8 protein-coding genes, 2 tRNA genes and 1 pseudogene are annotated in these 6,335 nt (G+C 68.0%); all 11 read right to left on the bottom strand.

Annotated features, from left to right (window positions below; all coding sequences use genetic code 11):
- A partial coding sequence (locus ASD25_RS17250; RefSeq protein ID WP_056619276.1) for a MotA/TolQ/ExbB proton channel family protein occupies positions 1-651 on the bottom strand: 651 nt, incomplete at its 3' end.
- Between the two features lie 456 nt (positions 652-1,107).
- A tRNA-Phe gene (locus ASD25_RS17245) sits at positions 1,108-1,183 on the bottom strand.
- An 80-nt stretch (positions 1,184-1,263) separates the two neighbouring features.
- Positions 1,264-1,339, bottom strand: a tRNA-Phe gene (locus ASD25_RS17240).
- A gap of 64 nt (positions 1,340-1,403) precedes the next feature.
- The gene (locus tag ASD25_RS29560; protein ID WP_082560192.1) at positions 1,404-1,568 is read right to left on the bottom strand and encodes a DNA gyrase inhibitor YacG; all 165 of its coding nucleotides are present in this window, start codon (positions 1,566-1,568) and stop codon (positions 1,404-1,406) included.
- Complete coding sequence (locus ASD25_RS30585; protein ID WP_255356173.1) at positions 1,565-2,155, bottom strand: ribonuclease E/G; 591 nt, start codon at positions 2,153-2,155, stop codon at positions 1,565-1,567. Before ASD25_RS30585 ends, ASD25_RS29560 begins: the two co-directional genes overlap by 4 nt.
- Positions 2,156-2,613: 458 nt before the next feature.
- The gene (locus ASD25_RS32845) at positions 2,614-2,814 is read right to left on the bottom strand and encodes a Maf family protein (RefSeq protein WP_255356172.1); all 201 of its coding nucleotides are present in this window, start codon (positions 2,812-2,814) and stop codon (positions 2,614-2,616) included.
- A 31-nt stretch (positions 2,815-2,845) separates the two neighbouring features.
- Positions 2,846-3,331, bottom strand: a pseudogene (locus ASD25_RS17230) (nucleoside triphosphate pyrophosphatase); the annotation flags it as partial.
- A gap of 12 nt (positions 3,332-3,343) precedes the next feature.
- Positions 3,344-3,571: a translation initiation factor IF-1 gene (gene infA / locus ASD25_RS17225; protein WP_056619273.1), complete on the bottom strand. Its 228-nt coding sequence runs from the start codon at positions 3,569-3,571 to the stop codon at positions 3,344-3,346.
- Positions 3,572-3,674: 103 nt separating this feature from the next.
- Entirely contained in the window at positions 3,675-4,139 is a 465-nt protein-coding gene (locus ASD25_RS17220) for a UPF0262 family protein (RefSeq protein WP_055832085.1), read from the bottom strand.
- Positions 4,136-4,615: a DUF2948 family protein gene (locus ASD25_RS17215; protein WP_055832083.1), complete on the bottom strand. Its 480-nt coding sequence runs from the start codon at positions 4,613-4,615 to the stop codon at positions 4,136-4,138. The genes ASD25_RS17220 and ASD25_RS17215 overlap by 4 nt, the downstream gene beginning before the upstream one ends.
- The gene (gene murA, locus ASD25_RS17210) at positions 4,605-5,894 is read right to left on the bottom strand and encodes a UDP-N-acetylglucosamine 1-carboxyvinyltransferase (protein WP_055832081.1); all 1,290 of its coding nucleotides are present in this window, start codon (positions 5,892-5,894) and stop codon (positions 4,605-4,607) included. The genes ASD25_RS17215 and murA overlap by 11 nt, the downstream gene beginning before the upstream one ends.
- Between the last annotated feature and the right edge of the window lie 441 nt (positions 5,895-6,335).

Raw genomic sequence — 6,335 nt, 5'->3', positions numbered from 1 at the left:
GATGAASGAGTTCATGATSCCGTARACGGTGCCGAACAGACCGATGAACGGACCGGTCGAACCCACCGAGGCGAGGAACTGCTGGCCGCCCGAGAGACGCTTGGCGAGGCCGGCCTGAACGGCGGCGACGGCTTGCTGGGCGCGCATCAGGGCCGAGTCGGCGTGATCGCCGGTGACCGAGAGGCCTGCCTGACGCGACAGTTCGATTTCGTCGGTCGCCGCGGCGGCCATGTCGGCCAGCGGGTTGCCGTCGAACTCGTCCGMCGTSGCCACGCGGCGCATGTCGGCGATGGTGCGGGCCTGGCGGAAGGATTCCAGGAACTGGTCCGTCTTGCGGTTCAGCGAGCCGAACTCGAAGATCTTGATGAGCAGCAGCACCCAGGAGAAGACCGAGGCGAGGAGCAGGCCGACCATCACGACCTTAACGACCGGGTCAGCCTGCATGAACATGCCGGCCGGGGTCAGCTTGCCATGGGCCTCGCCGCCGACGACGGCGGGCTCGGGAGCGGCGGCGGCGTCAGCGGCCGGAGCAGCTGCAGCGGCGGCCGGATCGGCGGCGGGGGCATCCTGCGCGAGAACCGGCGTRCCRGCCATAAGSACGSCRGCGSCGGCCATGGCCAGGAGGATGTTGGTTTTCTTGATATCGAACATAGTTCGCCAGTTCCTGCTGTTTTGGTCTGACTTGTGGAACCCAAAAGAAACGGCCGCTTCTTGATATCGAACATAGTTCGCCAGTTCCTGCTGTTTTGGTCTGACTTGTGGAACCCAAAAGAAACGGCCGCAGACGACGACCGCTCTCGATGAAATTCTCGCCCGTAGMGACAGGGTTAAGGAACCCCGGACTGCGGAACGCCTGCTGACGCTTCCGGTTGCCAAGTAGCTTCCGGCGCGGCGCCGACGAACCGGGAAAACCGTTTTCCCTTCCCGCCGACCGCCCGCAAAGGAAAGCGGTCAAGCTCCTTTGGCGAACGCATACCAGAGCGTCAAGTGCGGGACGGCGCTTTTCCCCTCGCGAGGGAGCCAACGGCCCGATCACCGAAGATCAGGGCGGAAAGCGACATTTTCGTGATGGCGGCGAACCCGGTTCCGGCCTCGGAAAGGGAGCGATGGTGCCTGGGGGCGGATTCGAACCACCGACACGTGGATTTTCAATCCACTGCTCTACCAACTGAGCTACCCAGGCGCACGCTTCGCGGCGCGGAGGCGGCGTCTATAGGCGAGCGGTTTTTTTCGCCCGTCTTCACCGACGAGGACCTGAAGCGATGGTGCCTGGGGGCGGATTCGAACCACCGACACGTGGATTTTCAATCCACTGCTCTACCAACTGAGCTACCCAGGCGCACGCKTCGCGGCGCGGAGGCGGCGTCTATAGGCGAGCGGTYMGGGGGTGTCCAGCCGTCAGATCAGTCTTCTTCGCCATCGTCCGTCGGCACGTCCCCGCCGCTGTCGGGCAGGACATATCCGCCCGTGAACCAGCGCTGCAAATCCACGTCGGCGCAGCGCTTCGAGCAGAAGGGTTTGTATTTCTCGTCCGCCGGGTGACGGCGGCAGATGGGACAGGTCGTCATGGCTGCTCCGCCTCGACTGCGAATTCACTGTACCGCAGCGCGTCGTCGCCCTTCACATGGGCGCGCGGCCCCAGTCGCGCCACCAGCGGCGCGGCCAGTTCGGCGGTCCTCGGGGCGCAGCGGACCGTGACGCGCGCCGTCGTTGTGTCTCCGAGCATCGCGTGCCGCAGCCGGCGTGTCGCCTCCACGGCCCCGGCGCGCGGGTCCCAGGACTGCATTCGCGGATGACGGAACAGCCGCTCCTCGAGAGGCTCGAACCGCCACGGCAGGGACAGCATCATGACCCCGAAGCGGTTGACCGGGCCGAACACGATATCCGGGTCGCTCCCGAACTCAGCCCTGGCCGTCTTCAGCAGGGCGTCGCCATCCTGACCCGCGCCCACCAGGTCGATCGCCACGAGCCCGCCCACGCTGCGTAGACGGAGCGTCCGGGCCACCGCTTTCAGACCCCGTCGATTCGCCTCCAGCCGATCCTGCGGCGCTGCACGCCGGCCGGGCGTCGGCATATAGTCAAAGTCCGCCGCGATCATGGCCCGCGTTCGCTCGACCGTCACCACGGGCCCCTGAGACAGGAAGGGCTGTTCCATCGCTTCGCGAACGGCGCTCCATCCCGCTTCGATCGCCCTGACGCCTTCGATCGGCTCGACGCCGGGTGCGAGCCGTCCCAGCCATTCCCGCACCGTCGGTCCGGGCGTCAACAGCCGGGGCTCGCCCTGCCCCTTGCCCGACAGCTTCAGCGTGACCCCCTTCATCTCCCGGCGCTCGGAGACGACCTCGACCTCGATCTTTTCGCCCTCGTGCAGCCGCTGTCCGCCGCCGACCGGCAAAAAGGCCCGCCCGCCATCGCGCTGTCCCAGATCGACGAAGACGCCTTTCAGACTGGGCTCGATCCTCTCCACCCGGCCCACCGAGCGCGCGCCCAGTTTCTGCTGCGGGTCTTCGCCCTCGAAATCGGTCAGGACATGCTGCCAGCCGATGTCATCGAAGATGATCCCGCGCGTCTCACCCGGCGTATCGTCCAGATAGGTCAGCAGAGGCGGCTCTCTCACGCCCGCCAGCCCGCGCCGTTCARCAGATTGACCGTCTCGAACAGCGGCAGRCCCATGACGGCGGGATAGCTGCCGACCAGACGGGTGACGAAGGCCCCTGCCCGGCCCTGGATGCCGTAGCCGCCCGCCTTGCCCCGCCATTCGCCCGAGGCGACATAGGCGGCGATCTCGGCGTCGGACAGGACCTTGAAGGACACGCGCGGGCCGAGGAGTCATAGATGGTGACGTGACGAAGGCCCCTGCCCGGCCCTGGATGCCGTAGCCGCCCGCCTTGCCCCGCCATTCGCCCGAGGCGACATAGGCGGCGATCTCGGCGTCGGACAGAACCTTGAAACTGACGCGGGTGTCGACGACCCGGTGCGTGGTCCGCACCCCCGCGGTCACCGCCACGCCGGTGAAGACCCGGTGATTGCGGCCCGAAAGCAATTTCAGGAACCGGACGGCCTCGGCCTCGTCGGCGGGCTTTTCCAGCAGGCGTCGGCCCACGGCCACCACGGTGTCGGCGGCCAGCACGACCGCGTCCGGCGCCCCGGCCGCCACGGCCTCGGCCTTCGAGATCGCCAGCCGCGCGGCGAGGCGCGTCGGCGTCTCGTCCTTCAGCGGGGTCTCGTCGATGTCGGCGGGATCGACGCGGTCGGGCGCGATCCCGATCAGCGCCAGCAGTTCGATGCGGCGCGGGCTGGCCGAGGCCAGCACGAGTTCAGGACGGCTCATGTGAGCCCGTCCTTACTTGAAGCGGTAGGTGATGCGGCCCTTGGTCAGGTCATAGGGCGTCATCTCGACCAGGACCTTGTCGCCGGCCAGCACGCGGATGCGGTTCTTGCGCATCTTGCCGGCGGTATGGGCGATGATCTCGTGGTCGTTGCCCTCGAGCAGCACGCGGAAACGGAACGTCGCATTCGGCAGCAGTTCGCTGACGACGCCGGGAAACTCGAGCAGTTCTTCCTTAGCCATGCGGCCTCTCGCGCCCTGTGAATACGAGTCAGGACGCGCGCCGGGCGAAAGCGCGCGTCGAAAAGAGCGGGCCTAATGCCCGAAAACGCCGGGATAGTCGAGATCAACCGCGCCGGTACAGCGCCGTGACCAGGGTGAACAGCCGACGCGCCGTCTCGTGGTCGATGGCGATCTTGCCGTCCAGCCGCGCCTTCAGCAGCTCGGCGCCTTCATTGTGCAGACCGCGCCGGCCCATGTCGACGGCCTCGATCTGGGCCGGGGATGTGCCGCGAAGGGCCTCGTAATAGCTGTCGCAGATGGCGATATAGTCCTTCACCACCTTGTTCAGCGGCGTCAGCGACAGGCCATGGACGCGATGGAAGTCCGGGCCCGTGATCTCGAACGCCAGCCGGCCGTCCACCAGCGACAGCTTCAGCGCATAGGGTCCGCCCGCCGCGCCCGCCGGCTCGAAACTGTTCTTCTCGATCAGGTCGAAGATGGCGACCCGCCGCTCGTGCTCGATCTCGGCCGTGGCGGCCGACAGGGTCGCGGCGTCCAGATCGACCGAGGCGAGGCGGTGCTCCCTCACGCGGGATCCGCCTCTTCGGACAGATGGGTGGGCGCCATCTTCACCGGCCAGCGCTCGGACAGGTCCGTCAGCACGGCGTCCAGGCATTCGACGTCGATCCGCAGGTCGCCGCCGCCCGCGAACATCAGGATCACGCGTCCGCCCGGCGCCTCGTCCGGCACGAAATCCATGGCCAGCAGCTCAAGCGCGCTTTCGGGCAGGCGCGGCAGGCGCCGGCTCTTGACCGCGATCACGTCGCCGAACTGCATCGCCGCCATCACCCGGGTGCCGCCGCATTCCCAGCAGAACCGGCTCAGCTTCAGCGTCACCCGTCGCCCCGACGGCTCCCAGACGATGTCCACCGGGCGCAGGATGGCGTCCTGCAGGGCCGCCGAGATGATGTGCAGGTCGTCGGCGTCCTCGGCCAGCAGGCGCAGCGGCTCGACCGGCGCGCCCGCCGCCGCCTCCGTCTCGCCGCTGCGGCCGTCAGTGGTCATGCTCGTCGCCCTTGATCCGGCGAATGTCGGCGCCGCAGGCGCCCAGCTTCTCTTCCAGCCGTTCGAAGCCGCGGTCCAGATGATAGACGCGGCCCACCGTGGTCTCGCCCTCGGCCGCCAGGCCGGCGATCACCAGGCTGACCGAGGCCCGCAGGTCGGTGGCCATCACGGGGGCGCCATGCAGGACCGGCACGCCCCGAACCACGGCCTCGCCGGCGTGCACATGGATGTCCGCCCCCAGCCGCGCCAGTTCGGGCGCGTGCATGAAGCGGTTCTCGAAGATGTTCTCGTGAATGACGCTGTCGCCCTCGGCCGTCGTCATCAGGGCCATGAACTGGGCCTGCAGGTCGGTGGCGAAGCCCGGATAGACCTCCGTCGCCACATTGACCGCCTTCAGCCGGACCGCCGGATCGCGCTTGACGATCACCCCGTCCGCCGTCGGCGTCACCTCGACCCCGGCCTCGATCATCTTCTCGCTCAGCGCTGTCATCAGTTCGGGCCGTGCCTTCGTCAGCCGCACCTCGCCCCCGGCCATGGCCGCCGCGACGGCGTAGGAGCCCATCTCGATCCGGTCGGGAATCACCGACCAGGTCGCGCCGCCCAGGGACGACACGCCGGTGATGACCAGTTCGTCGGTGTCGATGCCGCTGATGTTCGCGCCCATCGCCGTCAGGCAGTGCGCCAGATCCCCGATCTCGGGCTCGCGCGCGGCCCGCTTCAGCACCGTCACGCCCTCGGCCAGCACGGAGGCCAGCAGGGCGTGTTCGGTCGCGCCGACCGAGACGAACGGAAACTCGATCTCCGCGCCCTTCAGACCGTGGGGCGCGCGGGCCGTGACATAGCCTTCGTCCAGTTCGATCTCGGCGCCCAGGGCCGTCAGCGCCTGCAGGTGCAGATCGACAGGCCGCGCGCCGATCGTGCAGCCGCCCGGCAGCGACACCTTGGCCTCGCCCGTGCGCGCCAGCAGGGGCCCCAGGACATTGAACGAGGCCCGCATCTGGCGGACCAGATCATAGGGAGCGAAGGTCGAGCTGATGCGCCCGGCGTGGAACAGGGTCTCCTGCCCGTCGGCCCCGTCGCGTTCGGTCACCTCGACGCCCAGTTCGCGCAGCAGCCGGCCCAGGAATTTCGTATCCGCGAGCCTCGGCATGTTGGTCAGCAGCAACGGCTGGTCCGTGAGGATCGCCGCCGCCATCAGCTTGAGGGCGGAGTTCTTGGCGCCGCTGATCGGAATGCTTCCGTTCAGCCGGGCGCCGCCGGTGATGGCGATGCTGTCCATGTCGTCTCTTGCGGCCCCGTGCGGGGCGCAAGGGGGATCGGCTATCTAGCGCGGACGGTTGCGGTTGCGAAAGGCCGGCGGCGACGCGGCCGATGACATTCAGTTGCTCGGCGCTGCCGGCTTGACCGCCCGGCTCGCCGCCTTGCGTCGTCTCAGGTTGTCGCGAAGCGCCGTGGACAGCCGCTGGGCCCGGGCCGTGGCAGGCGTTTTCGCCGGGGCCAGCGGATCCGGCAGGCTTGTCGGCAGTGGGGGCTGAGGCCCTGCGATCTTCGACTCATCCATGGGTCGATCTGACCCGGCGCCGCACTTTTCCGCAAGCATCGGAAATGGGGGCTTCCCCCTTTGTCCCCGGTTGGCTATAGGGCCGCTTCCTCAGATCAGGCCGCCGTAGCTCAGTGGTAGAGCGCATCCTTGGTAAGGCTGAGGTCGTGGGTTCGATAT

The organism is Brevundimonas sp. Root1423 (assembly GCF_001426805.1).
This window is presented reverse-complemented; position numbering and strand designations above follow the sequence as displayed.

Coding starts and splice junctions, on each gene's coding strand:
- ASD25_RS29560 (WP_082560192.1), bottom strand. CDS start 1,568: ATGACGACCTGTCCCATCTGCCGCCGTCACCCGGCGGACGAGAAATAC.
- ASD25_RS30585 (WP_255356173.1), bottom strand. CDS start 2,155: ATGGAACAGCCCTTCCTGTCTCAGGGGCCCGTGGTGACGGTCGAGCGA.
- infA (WP_056619273.1), bottom strand. CDS start 3,571: ATGGCTAAGGAAGAACTGCTCGAGTTTCCCGGCGTCGTCAGCGAACTG.
- ASD25_RS17215 (WP_055832083.1), bottom strand. CDS start 4,615: ATGACCACTGACGGCCGCAGCGGCGAGACGGAGGCGGCGGCGGGCGCG.
- murA (WP_055832081.1), bottom strand. CDS start 5,894: ATGGACAGCATCGCCATCACCGGCGGCGCCCGGCTGAACGGAAGCATT.